Source organism: Thioclava electrotropha, from assembly GCF_002085925.2.
In the GTDB taxonomy this organism is placed as follows: Bacteria; Pseudomonadota; Alphaproteobacteria; order Rhodobacterales; family Rhodobacteraceae; genus Thioclava; species Thioclava electrotropha.
Genome location: NZ_CP053562.1, coordinates 1,090,309 through 1,114,705 on the forward strand (window position 1 = coordinate 1,090,309; position 24,397 = coordinate 1,114,705).

The following is a 24,397-nucleotide window of genomic DNA, read 5'->3' on the forward strand; positions in this document are numbered from 1 at the left end:
CGCAAAATAGCGAAGCCGCCGGTCTTTTCACCGATCCGACCCGAGGGCCCGACCTGCGAAAAGCATCCGGCGGCGTCAAAAGCCAGTCGCGGCTGTAACGGCCTTAAGCCGACAGACGCTTACGGCCCTTCGCGCGACGGGCGTTGAGAACCCGGCGTCCACCCTTCGTGGCCATGCGGCTGCGGAAGCCGTGGCGACGGGCGCGAACGAGGTTCGACGGCTGGAACGTGCGTTTCATCGTTTTCACTCCGGTTCGGGCCCAGAAACAGGATTCGAGGGCCAGATAGCATTTCGAATGCCGCTCTTTAGTGACCTCTCCCCAGCAAGTCAATTCGCGAAAGCGGGTTTTTTCCGGCTTTTCCGGTCGCTTCGCACGGATCGTGACCGCTCACGGGGTTTTGCCTTCTGCGCGAGCCGCCTATCTTGTGCGCAAAGCGCGGCTGACGCAGGGGACGGTATCCTTGCATCCTGACCGGCGGTGCATCAAGAGTGACATTGAAGGGGACGGGCCGATCCTTCGGGACGGCCTTGCGTTTGATAGGCGATGAAAGTGAACACTCTTTCAGGGCGGTTTCTGATCCTGACCACGGTTTTCGTGGTGCTCGCCGAGGCGTTGATCCTTTTGCCGGGTTTGGCGAATTTTCGCGAAGACTATCTTCTTACGCGACTTGAGCGTGCGCAGATCGCCTCGCTTGCGCTTCTGACCACCGACACCACTATAGCGCCCGATCTGGAAAAAGAGCTTCTGTCCAATGCGGGCGTCTTCAACGTGGTGCTGCGCAGGGATGCGGCGCGGCAGCTGGTGCTGTCTTCGCCGATTCCCTCTCCGGTGACCGAAACCTACGACCTGCGCGATTCGACGGAATGGACGCGGATTCGCGACGCGGTCCACGCGCTCTTCGATTCCGGGGATCGGGTGATCCGGGTGCTGGGCCAGCCGGTGCAGAAGGGCGGTATCGTGATCGAGGTGACGCTCGCGACCGAACCGATGCGGATCGCGATGGTGGAATACGGGCTGCGGCTCTTGTCGATCTCGGCGGTCTTCTCGGTGATCACCGCCGTTTTGCTGTTCCTTCTCGTGCGTCGCCTGATGGTCGTGCCGATCAAGCGGCTGGTCGCGCATATGTCTTCTTATGCGGACGCGCCCGAGGATGCGCGGCGCATCATAACTCCGCAGGCCAGCGTCGAGGAGCTGCGCGTGGCCGAAGAGGCGCTGGCCTCGATGCAACAGCAGCTCACCGCGTCGCTGCGCCAGAAGGAGCGTCTCGCGCAGCTCGGGCAGGCGGTCGCTAAGATCAGCCACGACCTGCGCAACATCCTCACCACGGCGCAGCTCTTTGCCGACCGGATGGAAAGCTCCGACGATCCCGGCGTGAAGCGCGCGGCGCCCAAGCTGACCGGCTCGATCGAGCGCGCGATCAATCTGTGCGAAACGACGCTCGCCTTCGGCAAGGCCAAGGAGCCGCCGCCGACTCTGTCGCGCTTCATGTTCGGAGAACTGGCGCAAGAGGTTCTGGAGAACGAAGAGCATCCGAGCGAAGGCCCGCTCGTCGATTTCGTCACCGACATGCCGCCGAATTTGGTGATCCGCGCCGACCGCGAGCAGCTGTATCGTGTGCTCAACAACCTCGTGCGCAACGCCCGACAGGCGATCGAAGCGACCGGCCAGAACGGCACGGTGGAGATCGGCGCAGGCGAGAATGCCGATGGCTGGTGGATCCGCGTCCAAGATAGCGGCCCCGGCCTGCCGGAGACTGCGCGCGAACACCTCTTCAAGCCCTTCACGGGCGGCACGCGCGCGGGCGGGACAGGCCTTGGCCTCGCCATCGCCGCAGAGTTGATTCGTGGCCATGGCGGGCGTCTGGACCTGGTTCGGACCGACGGCAACGGCACCGAGTTCCGAATATTCCTGCCCTCGGACATCGCGCTCGATTGCGCCTCCGAGAAGGGCGCGGGCGCAATTTCCTGAGCCTGCGTAGGGTTACGTTCCGGGAGGTGCGTGCCGATCTTCAGGGCTTCCGCGAGGGCATCCAAGAATTTTGACGGTTTTCCAAAATTGCCTCGAATTTGCTCTTGCATCGCTCCGACGTGGCCGTTACATCGCCCCACATAAGCGGACCCGTAGCTCAGCTGGATAGAGCACTTGACTACGAATCAAGGGGTCGGGCGTTCGAATCGTCCCGGGTCCGCCATTTCCCCCTACTCCTGAAAATCAATGCCTCGCAGGCCATGCCTGTCGTTCGCGCCGTTGTCTGCTGCGGTCTGCGCGCTCTCGCGATCGTGCATGTTGAGCCGCGGGTCCTCCGGTCGTCCTTAGGGACGTCTCATCGGACAAGCTCTCGCTGCGCTGCGAGAGAGGCTCCGGGCCGCGCATGGGTGTGGGGTGCCGCGGAGGTGTTCGAAGGGTGGCTGCGCGCTGATCGAGGCTCTGCGTCCTCTCCGGGCGGGATCCAAGGGCAGGGCGCGTGGCGGCCCTCTCGGGCCCCTCTCACGCGTCTGTCTGAAGCGGCGAGAGGCTCAGCTGCTTTCAGAAAAACAATGCCCCCGGAAACGCGAAACCCCGCCACGAAGGGCGGGGTTTTCGGCGTGTCGAAGTTTGTTTGGTGGAGCCAAGGGGAGACCCCGCAAGTTCCACAACTACTTGATCTTAAACGATAGTGCGGTGTCGTGTTTCGTTGTGTGTCACACTGTAATGTCACACCTGCTTCGTTGGCAAGTTCGGGTTTGCCCGGCGGGTTTGTGCGCTCAGTTCTGTCTCAGAAGGAGGTCAGCCCGGAAGGGGTAAGTGATGCCTTTAACTGTTATAACTAACTGAAAAACAATAGATGTTGCCCTTGAGGCTAATCCGGGAGTGCTTATGCCGAAGTTAACCTATTGATACTACAAAGTTATGTATCCGGGTCGTATGCTGCGTCGTATGCTGCAGTTATTCTAACTATCTGTAAGATTGATATAATCTAGGCTATAGCAACCTATTCTGGTCCGTGGGCTAATGCTAAATTATTGAACTCAGGTAACAACCTAGGCTGAAACAGATACCGGCCCTCTGTGTCTATGGAATGAGGGAATAAGCCAGCCTGTCTCTACGAAATAGCAGGTTAGCCAACCGAGCCTCGCCGTCCGAGACAGAGTGCCCCGGGTGAGCAATCCCGGTTGAAGTAGCTATCGGGTCTATGTCTATGGAATGGAGGAGCTAGGGTTGCCCGAACCGGGCACCGCCGGACCCGAACCAAAGAAAACAGATGCGCTGGCCAACCTAAGCCGCCCACAGAGCCACGGAGCGGATCTCTGAGGCCCTATCTCGCCTTCAGCCGATCTAGCACGCGCTTCACCTGAGATGCCTGCCAGCGCCCGCCTCTGGCGGTTTGGACGCCAGCCCGGTTCAAGTGATCTGCGATCTCCCGTAGCGGCTTCCCGGCATCCCGCAGTGGTAGCACGATCCCAGCAACTTTCTCGGCGCGCGCGGTGGCGTTCGCCTGTATCGCCGCGTTGCGCTGCATGGTTTTGTCCCGAAGCCCGCCAAGCCGAGTACCCCGCGCTTTGGCCTCTGCCAGAGCCGCCTTAGTGCGGGCCGAAATGAACTCCCGCTCCTGCTCAGCCAGCGCAGCGTAGATGTGTAGCTGAAAGTTGTCGGCATAGGGCATCTGGGCCACGCGGAAGCTAACGCGCTTGTCCTCCATGAGTGTTGCAATGGCGGAGACCTTGCGTGAAAGCCTGTCCAGCTTGCTGACCAAGAGCGTTGCCCCGGACTTTCGACAGAGGTCAAGGGCTGCGGACAGTTCCGGCCTGTCGCCATCTGCTCCGCTGAGCACGTCCGTAAAGGTAGCCAGAACCCGATAGGGCACCTCACTGAAGCGCTCAAGAAACAGGGCAATGTCCCGGTCCTGAGCGTCCAAACCAAGGCCGCTGCGTCCTTGCTCCTTGGTGCTCACTCGCCTGTAGATCACATAGTCCTGCATGGTTCCGAACCGGCCTGTTTGTTTGGGTGCACGCAGCATCAACGAGATTGTTGCAAAAGTCAACGATGGTTGAGGGCGTTACACCTGCGGCCGCTGCGCTGCACGGGTTTGGGGTGAAGTCACAGTTGGGAATAGTTGGGAATGCTGCCTGCTAGTATGGAGCCTGCAATGCAGGGGGCGGCATGGGGGAGGACTTGTCGACTAGATGGGTAGATATGGGCACGAAAAAATGTGCCGGATTTTTCAATCTAAAGACGTTTAATCGTTCCGTTGACGCACTCGTAGAAGTCTGGATTTCGCAACGCAACGAGTTCCGCCAGCCGGTCAATCACCGCCTCCATGGCCACCTCTTTAGTGGGCTCTCCGACAGCAAAAGCCTTGATCCTGCCTTGCGTAGCTCCACTGTCGAGCAGCAATAGATAAAACTCCTCGAACTGCTCGTCCCGGCCCCCAGGGTCATCGCGACCGGTGAACAATGCAAGCCGCTGATGTGCGTTCTCGAACGTAGACCTGCGCTGGTTGGTGCCGTCACGCGCAGCCCCCGCGTCTAGGAAAAAGAGAGCCGCTAGCACCGCGTACGGAAACCGCCGGTGCAGGGTCACTGCTTCGATGAGCATGTCCCCACGCCGGTTGATCAAGTTCTTCTGGAAGTTGCCCGATCTGGCATCGCGGTAGTTGATTGTCTTGATGGAGATCCCGAGGAGCAGTCCGCTTTCTTCGGTCGCCCATGTCACATCGACCTTCTTGGCTCCAATGCCTCCTGCCATGCGCCGCTCCGCGCCGGTGTCTCCTGTGACGCCCGGAGGAGCAGGGCGTGCGCCGGCCAAGCCTCGCTGACGTAATTCCTCTGCAATGGCTTCGGCGACGGCCTGAGAAACACGCTCCGAAAAAGACTTCTTCTGCGCCTGAGTGGCAGTGTCTGGCGGTTTCGCGCCAACTCGGTTCAGGGCGGCTTCGAGGAGATCATCTACTCTGGCCATTGCCACCCCGCACTTTCCGCCTGTTGAAGAGAACCTCTCGCGCCTGCCGCAAGTTCGCGAGCGTCGCGTCCGTCACGCCTTCGAGCACAATCGGGTCAACCAACATGCATGCCTCTTCGAGCCGCCCACTGCGAAGGGCAGAACCCAGCTGAGGCTTGATCGCCTGAAGCCGATCCTTCTTCTCATTGACAACCTCAAGTGATGGGACAGGGAGCTTGTCCGCCTCGCGTGGCTCCAACTTGAGTAGCCCCCCGCCATACGCTCTACCCACGACTTCTGCCCCCAAGAGAGTTACGCTATTCAAGCACGCAAGAGGTAGCAGGGACTTGCCAATCTCTTTGCGATCGTCCTTCAGCATCAAGCCGTACACAGAGTTGATAATCGTTGCTTTAGCGTTGTTCGCTATTAGCCTCGGTCGATCATGGTTCATATAGGTGAGCAGCAAATCCGGCGTGTCGACCAGTGGCACTCGCCACCACGGCTTCCGAACGCGACACTTGTAAGCTTTTGAAACATCGCGCTGCTCCCCCTCTTCGATGTACTTCTGCGCTTCGTAGGAAGGATTAGCGCCGGGGTAGAACAGATAGCCACGTTGTCCATCAGCACACAACGCCTTCCACGCTTTTGTCGAAAACTCCAACCCCTTAAGATGGCGGGAGCCGGGCGGAGAAATCCGCAAGAGTTCTTTGCTGCTGATGCCGTACCTGTTCGCCTCTTCTTCAGTCAACGTGAAGAAGGAATTGTTGCCCGTCACAGAACCAAGGTAGGCGCGTCCCCAAGACGAAAGAGGTTCGCAAACCTGTGAGGCCAGTGCATCGTACTCTTGGAAGGCATGTTGGGCCACGAGTGCTGGTGTCCACTTCCCACCGTTGGAGGGCACGAAGTCCGTCCAATCTTTGGCATCTTCGGCAAGTGAAGCAGCGTTGCGGGCTTGATGAAGTTGGAAGCTGTTTGCCCCCCCGCTGCCCTCAGCCAGCAGTAGCACAACATCTTCGAGAACTCCGGGGAATACTCGCTCCTCGAATGTCACAAGCCGGAGCGACGCAAATCGATTGAGCAAAAAACGCCTTACCTCAGCTGCATAGCCAACACTCAACAACTCGGCTGGAAGGACAAGCGCGAGCCGACCTTGTGGCTTCAGGTGCAGCGCGGCCTTGATCACGAACGCCGCCCACGAACTTGCAAGGCCCGAAAGCCTAACGCCTTGCGCAAGCGCCGCTTCTAGACTTTTGGCGCGCGCGGCTCCCGAAAACTCCTGATACCGCACGTAAGGTGGATTGCCGAGGACCACGTCATAGGCGATCTCCGGCGAATGCTCAAAAAAGTCGCCCACGGCTACGTCGGCGGTGAAGCCTTCGTTTGCAAGTATCTCGCGGGCCTGTACCGCCGACGTCTCATGCAGCTCCACACCTGACAACTTGCCTTCTGGCCGTGACGAGCCTTGGCTCACTTCACGCAAGGCTCTCCCGGCCGCGCGAAGAAATACGGCTTCACCGCAGGAAGGCTCAAGCACGTCATCCCCGGGGCTCCGGATGGACCACTGCGCCATGTATTCGGCGATCTCGGCGGGCGTGAAAAAGGCTCCTCGTGCCTTCTCTTCAATAGTTCCTGCCACCAATGTCTCCCCTGCATACGCGTGTCCGTGCTCCGTAGCTACCGAACACCCTGTCCGCAACGTGGCATGGCGAGAACAAGATGGCAACATGGGTTGAAGCTTCATTGTCTGGCTGAACGAATGTCGTAGCCGAAAATGCAACGCCTCGCTGCTTGAAGTTCCGCATTCCGTTGAGATTGGCTTGGCGTTAGCTGCTCGGGGCGGGACAAAGTGTTACACACCAAGTAATCTCGCACTCGGCGGCCATTGCCAATCAATGGCTTAGAAAATGGTAGCGGGTCCGGTACTCGCTCCCACCCTAGTCCACCGCATACCGCTCTACAGCCTCGCGCGTCTGCCGCAAAGTGAACCCCTCTTTCATGTACACCTGATTGGTCACGCCTTGCCGCTCATGCCCGATTATGAACTGGATACGCTCAAGGGGCACATCGGCCTGTCCTAAGCGCGTGGCGAAAGTGTGCCGCAATCCATGGAAAACATGCGCGTCGGACTTGATGCCAAGAGCTTGCATGAAGGTCCGGTTAAACCACTTGCTCAGCTTGTCGCCGTAGCCGTGCTTGGGGTGGTAAGTGTAGTCTGCGAACAGGCGGTCGCGGCCCAGAGCGCGCTGACTGTCGCGGTATTCGAGTAGTCCTAGCTTTAGCAGTTCGCTGTGGACAGGTACGCGGCGCCGGGCAGCACTGGACTTGAGGCGTTTGGTGGCATCGCCGTCGTCAGTGAAGTTGAAGACCCAAACCCCGTCAACTTGAAGAATGTCGTCAACTTGTAGCTGGCAGACCTCGTTCAGGCGAGCCCCGGAAAACATCGCAATGAGCGTTGCCCACCTGTGGCTGGTCTTCCCGAAGAACTTGCTGCCGGGGTCCGTTAGTGCCGAGTAGACCTTCTCTAGGGCTTCTTGAGTGAAGGGGCGACGGTCCTTGGTGCCGTGCCCTCTCTTGGCGACGGCCATGCCATCAAAGAGAGCCTCAGGTGCGAACCCGTGTGCCTCTGCCCAAGCCCAGAACACCTTGTAGGCGCTGAGGTATGCATTGGCTGTGGCGTTGCTGATCTTTGGGATGCCCGGCACTGCGATGGCTTCCCGTAACGACAGTCCCCGCAGTCTGGACACCTTGGCCCGATTTGCAGGAAGCGCCAGCGTTGCCTCCTTGAGGCCGGCAGCTTCCCTTTTGCCTATGTCCGCCATCGCCGTGTCTGGGCCCAGCCATTCCAACGCGACGTCCAGCACCGCGCGTCGTTTTTCAACCGTGCCGGAGGTCCAGCCCGCCGTCTTCTCATGCTCTCTGAAAAACGCTTCTACGGCCTCAGAGAGGGTTGGGCTGGCGAGAGGTGCCGGACGGGGCGCGGAGGCGCTCTGAGGGCTCCTCTGGGCTTCTGAGAAGTCATAAACCTCCAGCGCTTCGGAATGCGCCAGCAGCGCCTTCCAGTAACCGATCTGGCCCTTTCTGATCTCGTCGAGGATCACCGAGGTATGGTCCCGGCATTCGTCCCGAGGCAGCCCGGTTTCTTTGAAGAATTTGTCCAACTCTTCCCGCGCGTGATCAGAGCCTAGGAGGTGCCAGTATTCTCTGTTGCCCTCTTCAAGCATGGAGAGGATGTCCTTGATGTTTGCCCTATCCTTCGCCGCCAGCGGTCCGTGGCGTTCACGCCAAGCTTTTGCTCTCTCAAGTCTCGCCCGAAGGTGTTTATGGAGTGTCGTCCGAATGACTGAGTAGTCCATGCCTGCCACTGGTAATCTCTGCTCAATGCTCGACCCGCAGATTGCAAGGTACCTTGCGAGAGTGCCAGCCTCCTTCGAGCATTTTGTGCCGAGGGAGACGCGTACAGTCCTGCGTTCGCTGCGTGATGGGGGATTGGGGACGGGCCAGCGGAAGTAGAAGATGCCGTGCCGGGAGACGCTAAGGTAGGCTGGTAGCTTCATTTGGTGTCACACCTGTGTGTCACACCGCTCTAGCGTCTAGCTATCATACTGATCTGTAGAGAATTGGTGGAGCCAAGGGGAGTCGAACCCCTGACCTCTTGAATGCCATTCAAGCGCTCTCCCAACTGAGCTATGGCCCCACCGGAGGTCCAGCAGGTAGCCCCGCTGTGTGGGGAGGCGTATAGGCAAAGCGCCGCGGCGGTGCAAGAGGAATTTCGCCCCGAACCGCGCGAAAATTTCGTCACTCTCGCATTCCCGAACGTCAGTCTTTATCCGCACCCGAAAACGGGGCGCGAGGCTGCGTGCCGGGGCAGGGCGCGGCACCAAAGAAAAAGGCGCCACGGTTTCCCGTCGCGCCTTGATCAATGGTCCCGAGCGGCCCAGCCGATCAGTTGTCTTCCTTATCCTCGGTGCTGACATCCGCGATGTCATCGAGCGAGACATTGTCGTCATCGTCGTCGTCGTCGAGCAGATCGTCGTCGAGATCCACGTCACCGTCATCGGTGTCGAGATCGTCATCTCCGAGACTGACGTCATCGTCTTTCTGAGACGACGTCTTGTCGGTCGTAAGCGTACGACCGCTGCCCGAGGTCAGAGCCTCGAGGGTAAAGGTGTTGTTGCAGACCGGGCAGGTCATCGGGTCGTTATTCAGGTCGTAAAAGCGGCTCGCGCAATGCGGGCACAGACGCTTGACGCCCCATTCCTCTTTCGGCATGGAATTCTCCTGCGCACTTAATCCAGCAGAGTCGCAGCCACCTGCCACATGCCGGGCAGGGTGTCAAAGCCTTTTCGTGCCTTTTCTGGTCGGGCTGCGACCCGCGGGCCACCTCTCGCTGTCGAACCTTTCGGAGAAAGCTTCTGTCCCGCACGCCCCCCATTCCGGAACTGCCTGAGGTGGAGTTGGTTCTGCGCCGCTCAGGCCGCGCGCGCAGGTTCTCTCTGCGGGTGTCGCGGGTGGACGGCCGGGTGGCGCTCACGATCCCGCGGGGTGCGTCCGAGCGCGAGGCTTTGGCCTTCGCGCGCTCGCAAACCGAATGGCTGCGCAAGACCCTCGGGGCGATTCCGCCCGCGCAGGCGGTACGATTCGGGCAAGGTATCCCTTTCGAGGGGCGGATGCTGACATTAGAGCCCGCACGGTTGCGCAGCCCGAAGATCGATGGCGCGCGGCTCTTGGTGCCCGAAGACCCGGCGCGGCTGGGGGTGCGGGTCGAGACCTTTTTCAAACACGCGGCCCGTCTGCGGTTGCATGCGGCCAGCGCGCGCTATGCCTCCGAGATCGGGCGCGACTTCGCCAAGATCACGATTCGCGACACGCGCTCGCGCTGGGGCTCGTGCAGCTCGACCGGGGCGCTGTCCTATAGCTGGCGCCTGATCATGGCGCCGCCGGAAGTGCTCGATTATGTCGCGGCCCATGAGGTCGCGCATCTCGAGGAGATGAATCACTCGCCCGCCTTCTGGCGCGTCGTCGAGGCCCTGCGTCCGAGCTTCAAGACCGAGCGCGCCTGGCTCAAGCGCGAAGGCTCTGCATTGCATGCGATCCGGTTTCGAGATTGACCCCGGCTGCTAACGTGATCACAAAAAGCGCATGACCACGATTTCCACACGTCCCATCGAGACCGCCGCCCATGATCGGCTCTACCGCGCCTTGCGCCAGCAGATCATGGTGGGGGAGTTGCTGCCGGGCACCGCGTTGACGCTGCGGGGTTTGGGCAAGCAATACGGTGTCTCCATGACCCCCGCGCGCGAGGCGTTGCGGCGGCTGGTGGCGGAAGGGGCGCTGACGCTGTCGAGTTCGGGCCGCGTCGCCACGCCGGAACTGTCGAACGAGCGGATCGAGGAGCTGGCGGCGCTGCGCGCATTGATCGAGCCAGAGCTGTCCGCCCGCGCCCTACCGCGCGCCCACCTCGCACTGATCGATCGTCTCGGCGCGATCAACGTCGCCAATGCCGAGGCTGTCGCGAAGCAGGATGCGGTGGGCTACATCCGCACCAACCTCGAATTTCACCGCACGCTCTATCTGCGCGCGCAGGCGCCCGCGATGCTCGCGGTGATCGAAACCGTCTGGCTGCAGCTGGGGCCGACGATGCGCGCGGTCTACACCAAGCTGCAGCGCAACGAGCCGCCGCGCCACCACCGAATGATTCTCTCGGCTCTGCGGGCGGGCGACGAACCGGCGCTTCGATTGGCCGTGCGCACCGATGTGACCCAGGGTTTGCGCCACCTAGCCCAGCGTGGCTGGTAAAACCGCCCCTTAAGCGATGCGTGAGGGGCATAAAAACGGCTTGGGCGACTTGACGCGAGACGCCATTGCCCGTATTCCGCGCCAACAGATTTTCGGGCGCTGCCATGCGGCGCCTTCTCATGTTGGGGCCGGGCGCGCGATTCGCGTAACTTCGGCCAGGTAAGAAACGAAGGAAGAATGCCATGTCGCGCGTTTGCGAACTGACCGGCAAGGGCCCCACGACGGGCAACAAAGTGAGCCACGCGAACAACAAGTCGCGTCGTCGCTTCCTGCCGAACCTGAACGATGTCTCCCTGATCTCGGACACCCTGGGCCAGAGCTTCAAGCTGCGCGTTTCCGCAGCCGGCCTGCGCTCGGTTGACCATCGCGGCGGTCTCGACGCGTTCCTCGCCAAGGCGAAGGATGCAGAGCTGTCGGTGAATGCTCTGAAGATCAAGAAAGCGATCGCGAAAGCTCAGGCAGCCGCCTGATCCTTTCCGGATCCAAAGTTACGAAAACCCCGCGCTTCGGCGCGGGGTTTTTGCTTGTGCGGAGCGATCTGCCATATTTCCCTCCCTGCGTCGTCACGCTAGTGTGAGCGCCATGTGGAGGACGCGCTTCAAGCTGCCAATCGGGATCGCCGCGGCGCTCATGCTGGCCATGACCAGCATGACGATGGCGGTCGCACGCGGTCAGGCGCGCGTCGCGGGCGAGGTGGTGCTCTGCACCGGCTACGGCGTGACCACGGTCAGCGTCGATGCCGAGGGCAATCCGACCGGTCCCGCCCATATCTGCCCCGACATGGTTCTGGCGATGATGGCCGCCGTCGCGCTCGCGCCGGCTCTACCGACACCGCCGAAGGGCGAGGGGCGCAGCGTCGAGACGGTCGAGCCCGAGACCGCGCAGGCGCAGGCCGTCGTGGTGCCGCGCGCCCGCGGACCGCCCATGCCCGTCTGACCCCAAGCTTTCAGACGAACACACCCACAGGAGACGCAAATGATCCGCAAATACCTGATGAGCGCGGCGCTGATCGCCGCAGCTCTCCCCGCCTTCGCCGCCGAGCCGATCCAGATCCTCGACCCCTATGTTCGGGTCTCGACCCCGATGTCGAAATCGGCGGCGGCCTTCATGGAGATCAAGAATATCTCCGATCTCGACGATCGCCTTCTCTCGGTCAGCTCGAACGTCGCCGCACGCGTCGAGCTGCACACCCACAAGCAAGGGCCGAATGGCGAGATGCAGATGCTCGAGGTCAAGGAAGGCTTCGAGATCCCCGCCAAGGGCGAGCATGTCCTGCAGCGCGGCGGCGATCACGTCATGTTCATGGGACTGAACCAGCCGCTCCACCAAGGCGACATGGTCACACTCAACCTGCGCTTCGAGAAGACGGGGCTGATGGTCGTGGACATCCCGGTCGATCTGAGCCGCGATCAGCCCGCCGCGGCAACGCCGGAGAGTGCACCGGTCGCCGATCCGCAGATTTCACATGAAGACATGACCCACGGGGAGCCCGAGCATACCGAGCCCACGATGGACAAGAAAGAAAGCGATATGTGAGCGGGGCCGGGCAGGGCGGCGCTCAGCCGCCCAACTGCTCCAGCATCTCGGCTGCGGCCGCCGAGGCCGCGCTCTCGCCGCTGGCCACGGCATCGCCCAATTCGCGCATCTTGGCGCGGATCTCCGGGTCCTGGCGCAGCCGCGCAAGAAGCCCCTCGCGCACTTCGGCCTCGAACCAGTGCCGCGCCTGCTCTGCCCGGCGCTGATCGAAATGCCCGTTCGCGCGCCGCCATTCGGCCAGCGCGGTCATCTCGTCCCAGGCCTTCTCCAGCCCGTTCTCTTCCATCGCCGAGACCGGCAGCGCCTTGGGGAACCCTTCGGGGTCCTGAGGCCGCTTGCGCAACAGCCGCAGCGCGCCCGCGTAATCCGAGACCGTCCGCATCGCGGCCGGTTTCAGATCGCCATCGGCCTTGTTCACCAAGATCAGGTCGGCCATCTCCATGATGCCGCGCTTAACGCCCTGCAGCTCGTCGCCGCCAGCCGGGGCCATCAGCAGCACGAACAGATCCACCATCTCGGCCACCAGCGTCTCGGACTGGCCGACGCCCACGGTCTCGATCAGCACCACGTCGAAGCCCGCCGCCTCGCACAGAGACACCGCCTCGCGGGTGCGCCGCGCGACGCCGCCCAGATGCGCCTGAGACGGCGAGGGGCGGATAAAAGCATTGGGATCGCGCGACAGGCGCTCCATCCGGGTCTTGTCGCCGAGGATCGAGCCGCCTGAGCGCGCCGAGGACGGATCGACCGCGAGCACAGCGACCTTCAGCCCCTTCGCGGTCAGCATCATCCCGAAGGCTTCGATGAAGGTGGATTTGCCGACGCCCGGCGTGCCCGAAAGCCCGATGCGCAGTGCCTGACGCCCTTCGCCCGCCAGCGTATCCAAGAGTTCGACCGCCTGCGCGCGATGCTCGGCCCGGCCCGATTCCACCAGCGTGATCGCGCGGGCCAAGGCGCGGCGATCGGAGGCCAGAATGCGCGGAGCGAGGTCGGCGGGGCTTTGTTTGGTCATCGGCAGGCTTTCGCTGATTTTGGGTATTCGTGTCAAAAATGACATCAGACGTGAAGACTTAACGGTTACTTGCCTGCACCCTGCGACCTATGTCCAGAGCCAATGGGAAATTCCTGACACGAGGATGCCAATGACATCTCTTTCGAACCGTTTGCCCCGCGCCTTGACCGCTGCGCTGACAGCGGCGCTGGTGATCGCGCCCCTTGGCGCAGCGCCCGCACGCGCCGAGCAAAGCGACAAGATCGTCTTCGACGTGGTGCTGAAAGGCATCCGCGCGGGGGAGCTGGCGATCAACGGCAAGATCACCGACGGCGCCTATGGCGCGAATGGCGTGTTGCAGACGGCGGGCTTCGTGGGGCTGCTGCGCAAGATCAAGTTCTCGGCCAGCGTCTCGGGGCTTCATGACGGCCAGAAATTCACCCCGCTCAAGTATTCCGAGGTGGATGACGCGCCGGGGCGCAAATCTAAGCACCAGATCATCTACAATAACGGCACGCCCGTTTCCGTCAGCCAGCAGCCTCCGCGCAAGCCCAAACCCCGCGATGTCGATCCCGCGAAACAGGGCGGAACGGTCGATCCGCTGACTGCGCTCTATGCCGTGCTGCGCGATGTGCCGCGCGACGAGGCCTGCAAGCTCGACGTGAAGATGTATGACGGCGCGCGGCGCTCTCAGGTGCGCCTCTTCGATCCGAAACCGGACGGCAAAGATCTCGTCTGTTCGGGCGAATATCGCAGACTCGAAGGGTTCTCGGAAAAGGATATGAAGGAAAAGAGCCGCTTCGCCTTCACCCTCTATTACGAGCCGAGCGCGAAGGGCGGTTTGCAGGTCGACAAGATCGAGACCGATACGATCTATGGAAAAGGCCGCCTCACTCGGCAATAAGGGGCGGGTGAACACAGACCGCTTTTCTCTTCCGATCGATGCGGTGCTGCCCGATCTGCGGGCGGCGCTGTCTGCGCATGGCCGCGCGGTGCTGATGGCGCCGCCGGGCGCGGGCAAGACGACCCGCGTGCCGCTGGCGCTACTGGATCAGATCGAGGGCCGGATCGTGATGCTGGAGCCGCGCCGTCTGGCCGCGCGCGCCGCCGCCGAGCGCATGGCGGACACTTTGGGCGAAAAGGTCGGCGAGACGGTCGGCTACCGCATCCGCGGCGAGGCGAAGGTCTCGAAAGCCACCCGGATCGAAGTGGTGACCGAAGGCATCCTGACCCGCGTGCTGCAATCCGACCCGGAACTGACCGGCATCGGCTGCGTGATCTTCGACGAATTCCACGAACGCTCGCTCAATGCCGATCTGGGGCTGGCGCTGGCATGGGAAGTACGCGGCGCGCTGCGCCCCGATCTGGCGCTGGTGGTGATGTCGGCCACGCTCGATGCCGAGCCGGTGGCGCAGCTTCTAGAGGATGCGCCGATCGTGGTCTCCGAGGGCCGTGCCTATCCGGTGGAGACGCGGTGGCTGGACCGTCCGGTGGACAGTTCGATGCGGTTTGAAGCCGCGATGGCCGGGCTAATCACCGAGGCCGCCGAGGCCACCGACGGAAGCCTGCTGGCCTTCCTGCCGGGCGAGGGCGAGATTCGCCGCGTCGAAGGGCTGCTGAAGGGCCGCTTGGCCGATGATATCGCGATCCGCCCGCTGTTCGGCGCGATGGAGTTCGCAGCCCAACGCGCCGCCATCGCGCCCGCGCCTTCGGGCCGGAAACTGGTGCTGGCCACCGCCATCGCCGAGACCTCGCTGACCATCGAAGACATCCGCGTCGTCATCGACGGCGGCCGCGCCCGCCGCGCGCGCTTCGACCCAAGTTCGGGGATGGCGCGGCTGGTGACAGAGCCCGTCTCGCGCGCCGAGGCCGAGCAGCGCCGGGGCCGCGCGGGCCGCGTGGCGGAAGGCATCTGCTACCGGCTCTGGACCAAGGGCGCGGAAGGCGCGCTGCCCGCCTTCGCCCCGCCCGAGATCGAGGTGGCCGACCTCACCGGCCTCGCGCTGGAGCTTGCGCTCTGGGGCACCGAGGGCGGCGATCTGGCCTTCCTGACGCCGCCGCCCCCGCCTGCGATGGTGGAGGCGCGCGCTCTGCTGGAGGAGCTCGGCGCGCTGAAATCGGGGCTGATTACCGAACACGGGCGCAAGCTCGCCAAACTGCCGCTGCATCCGCGCCTCGGGCATATGCTGTTGACCGCGGGCCCCGAGGCAGCACCGCTCGCCGCCCTTCTGGCCGAACGCGATCCGCTGCGGGGCGCGCCCGCCGATCTGACCTTGCGCCTCAGCGCCATCCGCGACCCGAAGCGCTTTGAGTCGCACCACCCCTATACGCCCCATCGCGGCACGATCGAGCGTATCCGCTCCGAGGCGAAGCGGCTGGCCCGTCTCGCCCCCGAGACGCCCGAGACCTATTCCCCCGCCGAGCAACTCGCGCTCGCCTATCCCGACCGTGTGGGCCTGCGCCGCAAGGGCGATGCGCCGCGCTACGTGCTGTCAGGCGGCAAGGGGGCGGTGGTGGCCGAGGGTGATCCGCTGGGCGCACAACGCCTGATCGTGGTGAGCGATCTCGACGGCGATCCGCGCGAGGCGAAAGTGCGCCAGGGCATCGCGATCTCCGAGGCCGAGGTTCGCCGCCTCTTCGCCGATCAGATCGCGTGGCACGATGTCTGCGACTGGTCCAAGCGCGAGGGCCGCGTGGTTGCGCGCAAGCACGAACGGTTCGGCGCGCTGGTGCTGGACGATCGGGTCTGGAAAGACGCCCCGCGTGAGGCATTGGCGCGCGGTGCACTGGCCGGGCTGCGCCAGATCGGTCTGCCGATGACGCCCGCCGCGCGCCGCCTTCAGGCGCGGGTGGAGCTGTTGCGCGGGCAGGGGGCTGATCTTCCCGATTTCTCGGATGAGGGGCTGTTGGAGAGGGCCGAGGACTGGCTGCTGCCCTATCTCGGCAAGGTCCGGACCGAGGCCGATCTGCGCAAGCTGGACCTCACCGATCCGCTGCGCGCGGCGCTCGACTGGGAGCAGATGCAACTGGTCGATCGTTTGGCTCCTGCGCATTTCGAGACCCCTCTGGGCCGTCGCGTGCCGATCGACTACGCGGGCGAGGCACCGGGCATCGAGATCCGCCTGCAGGAGATGTTCGGCGTCACCGCCCATCCCACGGTCGGCCCGAAACGCCTGCCGCTCAGGATCACGCTGCTGTCGCCCGGCCACAAACCCATTCAGGTGACGATGGACCTGCCGGGTTTCTGGGAGGGCTCTTACGCCGATGTGCGCAAGGATATGCGCGGGCGCTACCCCAAGCATCCGTGGCCGGAAGATCCGCGCGAGGCCGATCCGACCCTGCGGGCCAAGCCGCGCAAGTAAGCTATGCGCACCGCGCGGATTGACCCGACGGGAGGCTTTCGCGCATATGGCCCGGGGCAACGAGGGAAAAACATGACCGAAACGCTGAGCTTCGAGGACCGCAAGCGCCTCGTGATGACCGTGCTGATGACGCCCGATCAGGCGAATTTCTCTGGCAAGGTGCATGGCGGCGCGCTGCTGAACTGGCTCGACCGGGTCGCGTTCTCGCTCGCCTCGCGCTACTCGCAGCGCTACGCGGTGACGCTGTCGGTCGATCAGGTGACCTTCCAGCAGCCGATCAATGTGGGCGAACTGGTGACGTTCCGCGCCAGCGTGAACCACACGGGCCGGACCTCGATGGAGATCGGCATCCGCGTCGAGGCCGAGAACATCACGGCCGGCACGCGGCGGCACACCAATAGCTGTTATTTCACGATGGTTGCGGTGGACGAGAACGGTAAACCCGCCGCGGTACCGAAGCTGGAGCCGGAGACGGCAGAGGAACGCCACCGCTGGCGCGCCGCCGAACTGCGCCGCGAACTGCGCCGGGAATTCGCCGCCAAGATGGACGCGGCGGCGGATCACGGCGAGGGGTGAGCTACGGCGCACTGACGGGGTCTCGGCTCCGAAATTGCCCAGTCTTCTCGCGTAATACGAATGATGGGGAGATGAGCTCGACGACGTCGGGAAGCCCTAGCTTCCCGCACGGTCCGCTGGCGGCAAAATAAGGGTGACCGAGGTGAAATCCGTTCCCGGATCTCCCGTTCCGGGATGAATAAGGATGACACCCCAATTGATTGCTGTCGTGCTCGGAATCCCATCGAGCCAGCTTCGATGGAGTTTCCAGCCGAGTTTATCTTGCTCATAGGGTCGAAGACTCGGCAGACGACTTTCAATTTTCTCGCCGAGCTTAGCTGCCAGCTTTGACGCTGCCGCATCGGAAAGCGGCTTTTTGGTCGTCACGGCGCAGGCCGTGGCCTTTTGATCGAGGCTGAGTTCCGGTCCTCGGAGGATGTGGCGGGTCTGCGTGATCGACTTGCCGTTCAATGTGAAAGTCGTCGTTTTGGCCTGTGCCTCAGGGGGAAGATGGCCGGGGCCTTCCTCTCCGATGCGCGACAGGCAGTAATTTTCAAAAAGGGTAAGAAAAGCGGTGGCTCGATCCTCGGCAAAGACTGGCGTCGCGGCCAGAAATAGGCCTGCACCACATGCGATGAAGGATTTAGAAAACATCGGTTAGACCATGTCGTTGAAAAATGACAGAATAATAGCCGACCTTAACACGAAAAAGGCGGGCAAAAGCCCGCCTTTTGTTTTTCTTCGAGTGTTCCGCCTTACGCGTGGATCGCGCCGTCGCCGCAGGCGAGCGCGGCTTCGCGCACAGCCTCGGAGAAGGTCGGGTGGGCGTGGCAGGTCAGGGCCACATCCTGCGCCGAGGCGCCGAACTCCATCGCCACGCAGATCTCGTGGATCAGGTCGCCCGCGCCGGGGCCGATGATGTGGCAGCCGAGGATGCGGTCGGTTTCCTTATCGGCGATCAGCTTCACGAAGCCGTCCGACTGGAATACTGCCTTGGCGCGGCCATTGCCCATGAAGGAGAACTTGCCGACCTTGTAGGCGCGGCCGTCCTGCTTGAGCGCCTCTTCGGTCTGGCCCACCGAAGCGACTTCCGGGGTGGTGTAGATCACGCTCGGGATCACTTCGTAGTTCACGTGACCATGCTTGCCCGCGATGACTTCGGCGACGGCCATGCCTTCGTCCTCGGCCTTGTGGGCGAGCATCGGGCCAGTGACCGCGTCGCCGATGGCGTAGATGCCCTTGGCCGAGGTCTGCCAATGCGCGTCGGTCTTCACCTGACCGCGCGGCAGCATCTCGACGCCGACGCCTTCGAGGCCCAGACCATCGGTATAGGGCTTGCGGCCGGTCGCGACGAGAACGGTCTCGGCTTCGATCGAGGCGTTGCTCTCATCCTTGCGCAGCTGGTAGTTCACCGTGGCCTTGCTGTTCTTCACGTCGACGCCCTGCACGGCGGCGCCCATGACGAATTTCAGGCCCTGCTTGGACAGGATCTTCTGGAAGTTCTTGGAGACCTCGCCGTCCATGCCGGGGGTAATCGCGTCGAGATATTCCACGACGGTCACATCCGCGCCGAGACGGGCATAGACCGAACCCATTTCCAGACCGATGACGCCCGCACCGATGACGACCATCGACTTCGGGATCTTGTTCAGCGACAGCGCGCCGGTCGAGGTCACGACGGTTTTCTCGTCGATCTCGATGCCCGGCAGCGAGGAGGGCTCGGAGCCGGTGGCGATCACGATGCTCTTGGCGTTATGGACGTCCTCGCCCACTTTCACCTTGCCGGCTTCCGGGATCGAGCCCCAGCCCTTGAGCCAGTCGATCTTGTTCTTCTTGAACAGGAACTCGATGCCCTTGGTGTTGCCGTCGATGACTTCCTGCTTGTAGGTCAGCATTTGCTTCCAATCGACCGAAGGCGATTTGCCCTTCAGGCCCATCTTGGCGAAGTTATGCTCGGCTTCGTGCAGCTGATGCGTGGCATGCAGCAGCGCCTTGGAGGGGATGCAGCCCACGTTGAGGCAGGTGCCGCCGAGGCTGTCACGGCCTTCGACACAGGCGGTTTTCAGGCCCAGCTGGGCGCAGCGGATGGCGCAGACATAGCCGCCCGGGCCGCCGCCGATCACGATCACATCATAGTCAGCCATTGTTCTTGCTCCTTGGATTGGGGCGCGAGGGGGCCTCGCGCCGGGAGGTCAGATCAGCGCGGCAATCGCCAGCGCCAGAATTGCGAAGAAGGAAAAGCCCCAGATGAGCGAGCGCCACGGCACCCAGCCCAGCAGATAGGACGGAATGTAGAGAACCCGCGCGATCAGAAAGATCCAGGCGAAGGCCGCAGTGGCGGCGCTCGACTGCCCGGTCAGGCCGATGACCAGCGCGACGGGGGCAAAGAGGATCAGCCCCTCGAAGGAGTTGTTCATCGCGCGCTGAATCCGGCCGAGCAGGGTCGAGATCGGCGGCGGCGTCCTGTCGCGCGGAGAGACGGGGTATTTCGTGCCGAGTTCCGTATTCGCTTTGACCGAATAGGCGATCATCAGCCCCAGATGGAGCAGGATCGCGAGGATGAGCACGGTGAGTTCGGGGGTCATGGGTCGCTCCCGGTGGAGAGGGCGGACCGGAGGGCTGTCTGCCCCCCGGACCCCCCGAGGATATTTGGATCAAGAGGAAGGGGCAGGGGGCTGCCGCCTTCGTCCCGGTCTTACAGGTCCATCAGCAGGCGGCGCGGATCTTCCAGCGCTTCCTTGACGCGCACGAGGAAGGTCACGGCGCCTTTGCCGTCGACGATGCGGTGGTCGTAGCTGAGTGCGAGATACATCATCGGCTTGATGACGATCTGGCCGTTCTCGACCATCGGACGTTCCTGGATCTTGTGCATGCCGAGGATACCCGATTGCGGCGGGTTGAGGATCGGCGAGGACATCAGCGAGCCGTAGACGCCGCCGTTCGAGATGGTGAACGAACCGCCCTGCATCTCGGCCATCGAGAGTTTGCCGTCACGGGCGCGGGTGCCCATCTCGGCGATCGTCTTCTCGATCGACGCGAAGCTCATCTGGTCAGCATCGCGCACGACCGGAACGACGAGCCCGTTCGGGGTGCCCACGGCCACGCCCATGTGGACGTAGTTCTTGTAGACGACCTCGTTACCGTCGATCTCGGCGTTGACTTCCGGGACCTCTTTGAGCGCGTGGCAGCAGGCCTTCACGAAGAAGGACATGAAGCCGAGCTTCACGCCGTGCTTCTTGTTGAACAGGTCCTTGTACTCGTTGCGCAGGTTCATCACGCCCGACATGTCCACCTCGTTATAGGTGGTCAGCATCGCGGCGGTGTTCTGCGAATCCTTGAGGCGCTTGGCGATGGTCGCACGCAGGCGGGTCATCTTCACGCGCTCTTCGCGCGACGCGTCATCGGCATTGACCGGGCCGCGCGGCGCCTGCGAGGGCGTCGAGGCGACGTTGACCGACGCCTGCTTCGGAGCGTTTTCGGCCTTGGCCACGTCTTCCTTCATGATCCGGCCGTCTTTGCCAGACCCCTGAACGGAGGCCGGGTCGATACCCTTCTCGGCCATCAGCTTCTTGGCCGAAGGTGCATCCTCGACATCCTTGCCGCCCTTGCTACTGCTCTCGGCGGGGGCTTCGGATTTGGCCTCTTCCTTCGCGGGGGCGCTGTCGGAGGCGCCACCGCTCTCGCCTTCGGCGATCACGGCAAGCTTGGCCGAGGCATCGACGGTCGTGCCTTCTTCGGCGACGATCTCCTTGAGAACGCCAGCCGCGGGAGACGGCACTTCGACGGAGACCTTGTCGGTTTCCAGCTCGCAGAGCATCTCGTCGGCCGCGACCTTGTCGCCAACCTTCTTGAACCACGTCGACACAGTTGCCTCGGTGACCGATTCACCAAGGCTGGGCACCATCACGTCGGTCATTTTTCCCTCATTCGATTGGGGCTGTTGGGCGGGTTTTTCCGCCGGTTTGTCTTCTTTCTTCTTCGGCGCGGGGCTGGCGCCAGCCTCTTCGATCGTCGCGAGAAGCGCATCGACGCCGACGGTCTCGCCTTCGGCAGCCACGATCTCGCCAAGCGTACCGGCCGCGGGGCTCGGCACTTCGACGGTCACCTTGTCGGTTTCGAGCTCGCAGAGCATCTCATCGGCGGCAACCGTGTCGCCGGGCTTCTTGAACCAGGTGGCGACGGTAGCTTCCGTGACGCTCTCGCCGAGCGTGGGAACGCGGACTTCAGTGGACATCTATTCAACCCTCCAGTGCATCGTTGACGAGCGCGTCCTGCTCGGCCTTGTGGCGGCTTGCCAGACCCGTCGCGGGCGAGGCGGAAGCTGCACGGCCTGCATAGCGCGCACGGGCATGTTTCGCGTCGATCTTGGCGAGGACCCATTCGATATAGGGCTCGACGAAGAACCAAGCGCCTTGGTTCTTCGGCTCCTCTTGGCACCAGACGATCTCGGCATTCTTGAAGCGGGTCAGCTCTTTGGTGACCGCCTGCGCGGGGAACGGGTAGAACTGTTCCAGACGCAGCAGGTAGACATCGTCGAGCCCACGCTCGTCGCGCTGTGCGAGCAGGTCGTAATAGACCTTGCCCGAGCACATCACGACGCGCTTGATCTTGTCGTCGGACTTCAGCTCCATATCCGAATTGCCGCGCTGGGCGTCGTCCCACAGCACGCGGTGGAAGCTGGACCCGGTGGTGAAGTCTTCCGTGGTCGAGACCGCCTTGGGGTGACGCAGAAGCGATTTCGGCGTCATCAGGATCAACGGTTTGCGGAAGTCGCGATGGATCTGGCGGCGCAGAATGTGGAAGTAGTTCGCCGGCGTCGTGCAGTTCGCGACGATCCAGTTATCTTCCGCCGACAGCTGCAGGAAACGCTCCAGACGGGCCGAGCTGTGCTCGGGTCCCTGACCTTCGAAACCGTGCGGCAGCAGGCAGACGAGGCCCGACATGCGCAGCCATTTCCGCTCGCCCGAGTTGATGAACTGGTCGAACATGATCTGCGCGCCGTTGGCGAAATCGCCGAACTGCGCTTCCCAGAGCGTCAGCGCCTTCGGTTCCGCCAGCGAGTAGCCGTATTCGAACCCGAGCACCGCGTATTCGCTGAGCATCGAGTCGATCACCTCGTAGCGGGCCTGACCCTCACGGATGTTGTTCAGCGGATAGTAGCGGTCTTCGTTGTCCTGATTGACCAGCGCCGAGTGGCGCTGCGAGAAGGTGCCGCGGGTGGCATCCTGACCCGACAGACGGACCGGGTAGCCCTCGGTCAGAAGCGAGCCGAAGGCCAGTGCCTCGGCGGTCGCCCAGTCGAAGCCCTTGCCGGTCTCGAGCATCTGCTTCTTGTTGTCGAGCAGACGCCCGACCGTCTTGTGCAGCGCGAATTTCTCGGGCGCGGTCACGAGCGCCTTGCCGACCTCTTCGAAGGTCTCGGGCGCGATCGCGGTGGTGCCGCGCTCGTATTCGCTCTTTTCCTGCTCCATGCCGGACCAGCGACCGTCGAGCCAGTCGGCCTTGTTCGGCTTGAAGACCTTGCCGGCTTCGAACTCCTCGTTGAGATGCGATTGGAACGAGGCTTTCATATCCTCGATCTCGCCCTCGGGGATCAGGCCGTCCGCCACGAGACGCTCGGTGTAGAGCTGCAGCGTCGTTTTGTGGGTCTTGATCGACTTGTACATCACCGGGTTGGTGAACATCGGCTCGTCGCCTTCGTTGTGACCGAAGCGGCGGTAGCAGAAGATGTCGATGACCACGTCCTTGTGGAACTTCTGGCGGAACTCGGTCGCGACGCGGGCTGCGTGCACGACGGCCTCCGGATCGTCGCCGTTCACGTGGAAGATCGGAGCTTCCACCATCAGCGCGAGATCGGTCGGGTAGGGCGAGGTGCGCGAGAAGTGCGGCGCGGTCGTGAAGCCGATCTGGTTGTTCACGACGAGGTGGATCGTGCCGCCCGTGCGGTGGCCGCGAATGCCCGAGAGCTGGAAGCACTCGGCCACGACGCCCTGACCGGCGAAGGCCGCATCCCCGTGCAGCAGCACCGAGACGACCTTGGAGCGGTCCGAACGGTCGGCCAGCTGGTCCTGCTTGGCGCGGACCTTGCCGAGTGCGACCGGGTTCACCGCCTCGAGGTGCGAGGGGTTCGCGGTCAGCGACAGGTGGACCTTGTTGCCGTCGAACTCACGGTCGGCGGACGCGCCGAGGTGGTATTTCACGTCGCCGGAGCCGTCCACGTCCTCGGGTTTGAACGATCCGCCCTGGAATTCGTGGAAGATCGCGCGGTAGGGCTTTTGCAGCACGTTGGCGAGGACCGAGAGGCGACCGCGGTGGGGCATGCCGACCACGACCTCTTGCAGGCCGAGCTGACCGCCACGCTTGATGATCTGCTCCATCGCGGGGATCAGCGCTTCGCCGCCATCAAGGCCGAACCGCTTGGTGCCCATGTATTTGACGTGCAGGAACTTCTCGAACCCTTCCGCCTCGACGAGCTTGTTGAGGATCGCGCGGCGGCCGGTCTTGGTGAAGGTGATCTCCTTGCCGTAGCCTTCGATGCGCTCTTTCAACCAAGCCGATTGCTCGGGGTCGGAGATGTGCATGTATTGCAGCGCGAAGGTGCCGCAATAGGTGCGCTTCACGATATCCATGATCTGGCGCATCGAGGCGATCTCGAGGCCGAGCACGTTGTCGATGAAGATCGGGCGATCCATGTCGGCATCGGTGAAGCCGTAGCTCTTCGGATCGAGCTCCGGATGTTGACCGGTTTCGCGCATGTTCAGCGGGTCGAGATCGGCGGCGAGGTGGCCGCGGATACGGTAGGCGCGGATGATCATCAGCGCGCGGATCGAGTCCAGCACGGCGCGTTTGACCGCGGCCTCATCGACCGGAACGCCAGCCTCGGCGGCCTTCTTCTTGATCTTGTCGCCAGCGGCCTTGCCCTCGGCAGGGGCGGCGGGCCATTCGCCGGTCAGCGCGGCGGTCAGGTCGTCGGCAACCACCGGCGGCCAGTCACGACGCTCCCAGCTTGCGCCTTCGGCGGATTTCTTCACGTCCTGATCGGGATCACCGAGCGAGGCGAAGAAGGCAGCCCAGGCGGTATCGACCGAAGACGGATCTTCGGCGAACTTGGCATAGAGCTGCTCGACATATTCGGCATTCGCGCCTTGCAGGAACTGCGAGGCATTGAACTGGTCGTTGGGGGATTGGTCGGTCATTTTCCTCACCTTCGGTCGGTGAAACAGGGATCTGTGGAACTCGAAC

General features: G+C 62.8%; 21 protein-coding genes and 2 tRNA genes. 10 read left to right on the forward strand and 13 right to left on the reverse strand.

The window, feature by feature from the left end:
* Positions 1 to 103 precede the first annotated feature (103 nt).
* Positions 104 to 238: a 50S ribosomal protein L34 gene (gene rpmH, locus AKL02_RS05370; protein WP_075776231.1), complete on the reverse strand. Its 135-nt coding sequence runs from the start codon at positions 236 to 238 to the stop codon at positions 104 to 106.
* Positions 239 to 544: 306 nt separating this feature from the next.
* On the opposite strand from rpmH, the gene AKL02_RS05375 reads away from it, so the two are divergent.
* Both AKL02_RS05375 and AKL02_RS05380 read left to right on the forward strand, forming a co-directional pair.
* Positions 545 to 1,969, forward strand: a complete 1,425-nt coding sequence (locus AKL02_RS05375) for a sensor histidine kinase (protein WP_078539797.1) — start codon at positions 545 to 547, stop codon at positions 1,967 to 1,969.
* A gap of 146 nt (positions 1,970 to 2,115) precedes the next feature.
* Positions 2,116 to 2,192 (forward strand) — tRNA-Arg (locus tag AKL02_RS05380).
* 1,104 nt (positions 2,193 to 3,296) lie between these two features.
* Here the strand turns inward: AKL02_RS05380 and AKL02_RS05385 are convergent.
* The 6 genes from AKL02_RS05385 to AKL02_RS05410 all read right to left on the reverse strand — a co-directional run bounded on the left by AKL02_RS05385 (position 3,297) and on the right by AKL02_RS05410 (position 9,187).
* Positions 3,297 to 3,998 (reverse strand): recombinase family protein, encoded by a 702-nt coding sequence (locus AKL02_RS05385; protein ID WP_232621719.1) that lies wholly within the window; start codon positions 3,996 to 3,998, stop codon positions 3,297 to 3,299.
* Between the two features lie 209 nt (positions 3,999 to 4,207).
* Positions 4,208 to 4,939, reverse strand: coding sequence for a hypothetical protein (locus AKL02_RS05390; RefSeq protein WP_198453265.1), 732 nt, complete (start codon positions 4,937 to 4,939; stop codon positions 4,208 to 4,210).
* On the reverse strand, positions 4,923 to 6,554 hold the full coding sequence (locus AKL02_RS05395; protein ID WP_165757029.1) for an HsdM family class I SAM-dependent methyltransferase: 1,632 nt from the start codon (positions 6,552 to 6,554) through the stop codon (positions 4,923 to 4,925). Before AKL02_RS05395 ends, AKL02_RS05390 begins: the two co-directional genes overlap by 17 nt.
* Before the next feature lie 298 nt (positions 6,555 to 6,852).
* The gene (locus tag AKL02_RS05400; protein WP_232621775.1) at positions 6,853 to 8,271 is read right to left on the reverse strand and encodes a site-specific integrase; all 1,419 of its coding nucleotides are present in this window, start codon (positions 8,269 to 8,271) and stop codon (positions 6,853 to 6,855) included.
* A gap of 265 nt (positions 8,272 to 8,536) precedes the next feature.
* Positions 8,537 to 8,612, reverse strand: a tRNA-Ala gene (locus AKL02_RS05405).
* Between the two features lie 248 nt (positions 8,613 to 8,860).
* Complete coding sequence (locus AKL02_RS05410) at positions 8,861 to 9,187, reverse strand: TIGR02300 family protein (RefSeq protein WP_078519738.1); 327 nt, start codon at positions 9,185 to 9,187, stop codon at positions 8,861 to 8,863.
* 143 nt (positions 9,188 to 9,330) lie between these two features.
* Here AKL02_RS05410 and AKL02_RS05415 point away from each other — a divergent pair, with 143 nt between their 5' ends.
* From AKL02_RS05415 to AKL02_RS05435, 5 genes are all read left to right on the forward strand, one after another.
* On the forward strand, positions 9,331 to 10,026 hold the full coding sequence (locus tag AKL02_RS05415) for a M48 family metallopeptidase (RefSeq protein WP_083079209.1): 696 nt from the start codon (positions 9,331 to 9,333) through the stop codon (positions 10,024 to 10,026).
* A 31-nt stretch (positions 10,027 to 10,057) separates the two neighbouring features.
* Entirely contained in the window at positions 10,058 to 10,714 is a 657-nt protein-coding gene (locus AKL02_RS05420) for a GntR family transcriptional regulator (protein WP_078519736.1), read from the forward strand.
* 182 nt (positions 10,715 to 10,896) lie between these two features.
* Positions 10,897 to 11,184 carry a 50S ribosomal protein L28 gene (gene rpmB, locus AKL02_RS05425; RefSeq protein ID WP_078519735.1) on the forward strand — a complete coding sequence of 96 codons (288 nt, stop codon included), beginning with the start codon at positions 10,897 to 10,899 and terminating at the stop codon, positions 11,182 to 11,184.
* Between the two features lie 112 nt (positions 11,185 to 11,296).
* Positions 11,297 to 11,650, forward strand: coding sequence for a hypothetical protein (locus tag AKL02_RS05430; RefSeq protein WP_083079208.1), 354 nt, complete (start codon positions 11,297 to 11,299; stop codon positions 11,648 to 11,650).
* A 39-nt stretch (positions 11,651 to 11,689) separates the two neighbouring features.
* Complete coding sequence (locus AKL02_RS05435) at positions 11,690 to 12,250, forward strand: copper chaperone PCu(A)C (RefSeq protein ID WP_083079207.1); 561 nt, start codon at positions 11,690 to 11,692, stop codon at positions 12,248 to 12,250.
* A gap of 22 nt (positions 12,251 to 12,272) precedes the next feature.
* Here AKL02_RS05435 and meaB read toward each other — a convergent pair whose 3' ends face one another.
* Positions 12,273 to 13,259 (reverse strand): methylmalonyl Co-A mutase-associated GTPase MeaB, encoded by a 987-nt coding sequence (gene meaB, locus AKL02_RS05440; RefSeq protein ID WP_078539792.1) that lies wholly within the window; start codon positions 13,257 to 13,259, stop codon positions 12,273 to 12,275.
* A 130-nt stretch (positions 13,260 to 13,389) separates the two neighbouring features.
* Here meaB and AKL02_RS05445 point away from each other — a divergent pair, with 130 nt between their 5' ends.
* The 3 genes from AKL02_RS05445 (at position 13,390) to AKL02_RS05455 (ending at position 17,176) form a co-directional block, all read left to right on the forward strand.
* Positions 13,390 to 14,142, forward strand: coding sequence for a DUF3108 domain-containing protein (locus AKL02_RS05445; protein WP_083079206.1), 753 nt, complete (start codon positions 13,390 to 13,392; stop codon positions 14,140 to 14,142).
* A complete protein-coding gene (gene hrpB / locus AKL02_RS05450; protein ID WP_083079205.1) occupies positions 14,114 to 16,600 on the forward strand; it encodes an ATP-dependent helicase HrpB in 2,487 nt (828 codons plus the stop codon). Before AKL02_RS05445 ends, hrpB begins: the two co-directional genes overlap by 29 nt.
* Positions 16,601 to 16,672: 72 nt before the next feature.
* Complete coding sequence (locus tag AKL02_RS05455; RefSeq protein ID WP_083079204.1) at positions 16,673 to 17,176, forward strand: acyl-CoA thioesterase; 504 nt, start codon at positions 16,673 to 16,675, stop codon at positions 17,174 to 17,176.
* Positions 17,177 to 17,272: 96 nt separating this feature from the next.
* On the opposite strand, the gene AKL02_RS05460 is transcribed toward AKL02_RS05455, so the two are convergent.
* The 5 genes from AKL02_RS05460 to AKL02_RS05480 all read right to left on the reverse strand — a co-directional run bounded on the left by AKL02_RS05460 (position 17,273) and on the right by AKL02_RS05480 (position 24,351).
* A complete protein-coding gene (locus AKL02_RS05460; RefSeq protein WP_133051993.1) occupies positions 17,273 to 17,809 on the reverse strand; it encodes a hypothetical protein in 537 nt (178 codons plus the stop codon).
* Positions 17,810 to 17,910: 101 nt separating this feature from the next.
* Positions 17,911 to 19,299 (reverse strand): dihydrolipoyl dehydrogenase, encoded by a 1,389-nt coding sequence (lpdA, locus tag AKL02_RS05465; protein WP_083079203.1) that lies wholly within the window; start codon positions 19,297 to 19,299, stop codon positions 17,911 to 17,913.
* Between the two features lie 48 nt (positions 19,300 to 19,347).
* Entirely contained in the window at positions 19,348 to 19,740 is a 393-nt protein-coding gene (locus tag AKL02_RS05470; protein WP_078539786.1) for an MAPEG family protein, read from the reverse strand.
* A gap of 110 nt (positions 19,741 to 19,850) precedes the next feature.
* A complete protein-coding gene (gene odhB, locus AKL02_RS05475; protein ID WP_083079202.1) occupies positions 19,851 to 21,389 on the reverse strand; it encodes a 2-oxoglutarate dehydrogenase complex dihydrolipoyllysine-residue succinyltransferase in 1,539 nt (512 codons plus the stop codon).
* Positions 21,390 to 21,393: 4 nt separating this feature from the next.
* Positions 21,394 to 24,351 carry a 2-oxoglutarate dehydrogenase E1 component gene (locus AKL02_RS05480; RefSeq protein WP_078546115.1) on the reverse strand — a complete coding sequence of 986 codons (2,958 nt, stop codon included), beginning with the start codon at positions 24,349 to 24,351 and terminating at the stop codon, positions 21,394 to 21,396.
* Positions 24,352 to 24,397: the final 46 nt, after the last annotated feature.

Bases quoted from the DNA above. Each gene is read 5' to 3' on its own strand.
- AKL02_RS05480 (WP_078546115.1), bottom strand. From the start codon at position 24,351: ATGACCGACCAATCCCCCAACGACCAGTTCAATGCCTCGCAGTTCCTG.
- rpmB (WP_078519735.1), top strand. From the start codon at position 10,897: ATGTCGCGCGTTTGCGAACTGACCGGCAAGGGCCCCACGACGGGCAAC.
- odhB (WP_083079202.1), bottom strand. From the start codon at position 21,389: ATGTCCACTGAAGTCCGCGTTCCCACGCTCGGCGAGAGCGTCACGGAA.
- AKL02_RS05385 (WP_232621719.1), bottom strand. From the start codon at position 3,998: ATGCTGCGTGCACCCAAACAAACAGGCCGGTTCGGAACCATGCAGGAC.
- AKL02_RS05470 (WP_078539786.1), bottom strand. From the start codon at position 19,740: ATGACCCCCGAACTCACCGTGCTCATCCTCGCGATCCTGCTCCATCTG.
- meaB (WP_078539792.1), bottom strand. From the start codon at position 13,259: ATGACCAAACAAAGCCCCGCCGACCTCGCTCCGCGCATTCTGGCCTCC.
- AKL02_RS05390 (WP_198453265.1), bottom strand. From the start codon at position 4,939: ATGGCCAGAGTAGATGATCTCCTCGAAGCCGCCCTGAACCGAGTTGGC.
- rpmH (WP_075776231.1), bottom strand. From the start codon at position 238: ATGAAACGCACGTTCCAGCCGTCGAACCTCGTTCGCGCCCGTCGCCAC.
- AKL02_RS05435 (WP_083079207.1), top strand. From the start codon at position 11,690: ATGATCCGCAAATACCTGATGAGCGCGGCGCTGATCGCCGCAGCTCTC.
- AKL02_RS05430 (WP_083079208.1), top strand. From the start codon at position 11,297: ATGTGGAGGACGCGCTTCAAGCTGCCAATCGGGATCGCCGCGGCGCTC.
- AKL02_RS05445 (WP_083079206.1), top strand. From the start codon at position 13,390: ATGACATCTCTTTCGAACCGTTTGCCCCGCGCCTTGACCGCTGCGCTG.
- AKL02_RS05400 (WP_232621775.1), bottom strand. From the start codon at position 8,271: ATGGACTACTCAGTCATTCGGACGACACTCCATAAACACCTTCGGGCG.
- lpdA (WP_083079203.1), bottom strand. From the start codon at position 19,299: ATGGCTGACTATGATGTGATCGTGATCGGCGGCGGCCCGGGCGGCTAT.
- AKL02_RS05460 (WP_133051993.1), bottom strand. From the start codon at position 17,809: ATGTTTTCTAAATCCTTCATCGCATGTGGTGCAGGCCTATTTCTGGCC.
- AKL02_RS05410 (WP_078519738.1), bottom strand. From the start codon at position 9,187: ATGCCGAAAGAGGAATGGGGCGTCAAGCGTCTGTGCCCGCATTGCGCG.
- AKL02_RS05455 (WP_083079204.1), top strand. From the start codon at position 16,673: ATGACCGAAACGCTGAGCTTCGAGGACCGCAAGCGCCTCGTGATGACC.
- AKL02_RS05375 (WP_078539797.1), top strand. From the start codon at position 545: ATGAAAGTGAACACTCTTTCAGGGCGGTTTCTGATCCTGACCACGGTT.
- hrpB (WP_083079205.1), top strand. From the start codon at position 14,114: ATGGAAAAGGCCGCCTCACTCGGCAATAAGGGGCGGGTGAACACAGAC.
- AKL02_RS05420 (WP_078519736.1), top strand. From the start codon at position 10,058: ATGACCACGATTTCCACACGTCCCATCGAGACCGCCGCCCATGATCGG.